Origin of the sequence: Mycobacterium sp., assembly GCF_035314665.1 — a bacterium.
Lineage (GTDB): Bacteria > Actinomycetota > Actinomycetes > Mycobacteriales > Mycobacteriaceae > Mycobacterium.
The window spans coordinates 1-2,381 of the sequence record NZ_DATFZD010000024.1 but is presented as its reverse complement, the minus strand read 5'-3'; the positions used below and the strand labels follow the sequence as shown (position 1 = coordinate 2,381).

The 2,381-nt window shown below is 64.1% G+C and carries 2 protein-coding genes and 2 pseudogenes; 1 reads left to right on the top strand and 3 read right to left on the bottom strand.

All coding sequences use genetic code 11. The features are described from left to right. Both VKI00_RS01810 and pstS read right to left on the bottom strand, forming a co-directional pair. Positions 1–149 (bottom strand): annotated as a pseudogene (locus tag VKI00_RS01810) (phytanoyl-CoA dioxygenase family protein); the annotation flags it as partial. Between the two features lie 247 nt (positions 150–396). Beyond that, a complete protein-coding gene (gene pstS / locus VKI00_RS01805; RefSeq protein ID WP_324434844.1) occupies positions 397–1,491 on the bottom strand; it encodes a phosphate ABC transporter substrate-binding protein PstS in 1,095 nt (364 codons plus the stop codon). A gap of 458 nt (positions 1,492–1,949) precedes the next feature. Between pstS and VKI00_RS01800 the strand changes: the two are divergent. Then, positions 1,950–2,117: pseudogene (locus tag VKI00_RS01800) on the top strand (beta-ketoacyl-ACP synthase); the annotation flags it as partial. On the opposite strand, the gene VKI00_RS01795 reads toward VKI00_RS01800, so the two are convergent. After that, positions 2,114–2,381: class I SAM-dependent methyltransferase (locus VKI00_RS01795; protein ID WP_324434842.1), on the bottom strand; the 268-nt coding region annotated here is incomplete at its 5' end. The pseudogene VKI00_RS01800 and the gene VKI00_RS01795 overlap by 4 nt on opposite strands.

Sequence of the window (2,381 nt, the reverse complement as noted above, 5' to 3'; positions counted from 1 at the left end):
ACGTAACCGTCGCGGTCGAGGGCCGCCAAGTCGGCGTTGACGATCGCGGGGTCGACCGAGGCACCGCTGCTCGGTGTCGATTTGTAGCGGCGCGCCAGATCGCCCTTGAGGTCGTCCAGCGTTGTGACCGACTCGTCGTCGCCGCTCATCTGTACTCGTCCTTATCTGGGTTCGGGGACCCCCGTAACGGTAGCCGCTCTCGCTGCTGCCATGTCGGTGCATCGTAGACGCGCATCATCGCGGCGTGCCCCAGCCGACCGTAGAAGTCTTCGACCAGAGCGACCAGCAGCCCGGCACGAGTGCCAAAGTAGCGCTAAGGCAGCCCAGCGCTTTGCCCTGCACGCCGCGCTGCGGCTCTGCAACCCAATTCTCTAAGCCATCAGTGGGTCATCGGAGTCAGCTAATGGCATTGACTGCGGTCGACACCCTGGACTGAAACTCGGTCGGCAGCGGGATGTAGCCGTTGTCGGCAAGGCCCGCCTGACCTGGACCGGTGGCTGACTGCAGGAACGCCCGCACGGCCCTACCCACCTCGGGGTCGGCATACTTCGAGCAGACGATCTCGTAGGTCGCCAGCACGATTGGGTAGAGACCCGGCTCGGTCGGGTTGTAGAACGAGGAGATGTCGAGGACCAGGTCGTTGCCCTGGCCCGTAATCTTGGCCCCCGCGATCGTTTTGCCAACGGTATCGTTGCCGATGCGCACCGGGTCCCGCCCTGCCGGCGTTTTGATCTCGGCGGCGAAAAGCCGCTGCTGCTGCGCGAATGACCACTCGTTGTAGGTGATCGCGCCCTCCGTATTCTTGACCACCGACGAGGTGCCTTCGTTGCCCGTGGCTCCCTGGCCGACGCCGCCGAGGAACGTCTTGGCGGCGCCTTTGGTCCATGCCCCGGCGGAGGCCGCCTGCAAGTACTGCTGGAAGTTATCGGTGGTACCGGACTGGTCGCTGCGGTACACCACGCGGATGTCCTCCGACGGCATCGACGAGTTGAGCGCCGTGATCGCTGGGTCGTCCCACCGCTTGATCGTGCCATCGAAGATTTTCGCCAATGTGGGTGCATCAAGCACCAGGTTGTCGACGGCGTTGAGGTTGTAAGTGACGGCGATTGGACCGAACACCACGGGCAGGTTCCACGCGTTCGAACCGCACCGCTGCTGGGCTTGGGTGTCCTGGTCTCCGCTCAGCGGTGTGTCAGAGCCGGCGAAATCGGTCTGGTTGGCGAGGAACTGGCTGATCCCGCTGCCGGAACCGTTGGCGGTGTAGTTCAGCGTCTTCCCCGGGCAGGCCTTCTGGTAGGCGCTGACGAACTGTGTCATCGCGTTCGCCTGGGCCGTCGAGCCGCTGGCCGTTAACGACTGTTTGCCTCCGCAGTCGACCTTGGCCGAGCTCGCGTATGGCGGCGCGGGACTGCTGCTGTTGCTGCACGACGAGAGGATCAGGGCGCTCGTGGCGAGCAGGCTCACCGCGACACCGCATCGGTTGAACATCATGTCGCTCCTTCAGTCAGTAGGCGGCATTGCAGGCCGCCACCGGCTTACACCGAGTCGGGGAGCGGTTCCGCCGGGCAAACCTAACGCTGCGCCACGAAACTTATTCGCGGCGGATGAACCGGAGAGTGCCGGGCGGTGAACTGTAGATGCGTCAGCCGGGACGCGACGCCGCGATTACCGCGGTGATGCTGCGGTGGGAACTCGGTTTCGTCGCGATGACCATCAGCCCGCTACGCGTGATCCCCCCGCGACAACGCCAGGGTCGAAGCGCGTCTTTCTCGGCGAAAATTCGCACCCGGGGACTGCGGCATGCCTGTCGCTCCCAGCCGCTCGCGGCGTTCTGGCCAGGAAGAGCCTCTCGACGGGGAAACAACTAATCTGTTGAAGCGAAAGCTCAACAACCTCAGCAGGCACACAAGGAACGCAGCAGGCATGGCACCGTTGAAACCGGTGACGGATTGGCCGACGGCGTCGTGCCGCCAACCTTGAACCTGACCGAGCTCGATCCCGAGGTCGACCTCGATGTCGTCACCGGTGCGCCACGGCGGGGCGACTACCGCTACGCGATCAGCGATTCCTTCGGTCTCGGCGGGTACAACGTCGCTCTGGTGTTCGGAGCGTATTAGCTCTTGACGAGGGTGAACTGTCCGACTTCGGAGATGTTGCGCTGGAAGAAGTCCGAGCATCCCGTCAGGTACTTCATGTAGCGCTCGTAGACCTCGGTGGACGTTACGGCGATCGCCTGGTCGCGGGCGGCTTCGAGTCTCGATGTCCAGGTGTCGAGTGTCCGGACGTAGTGCGCGGTGAGGTCTTGCCTGCCGGGCACCGAAAACCCAGCGCCGGTTGAGAATTCGATGACGTCCTCGTCGCAGGGGACCGAGCCGCCCGGG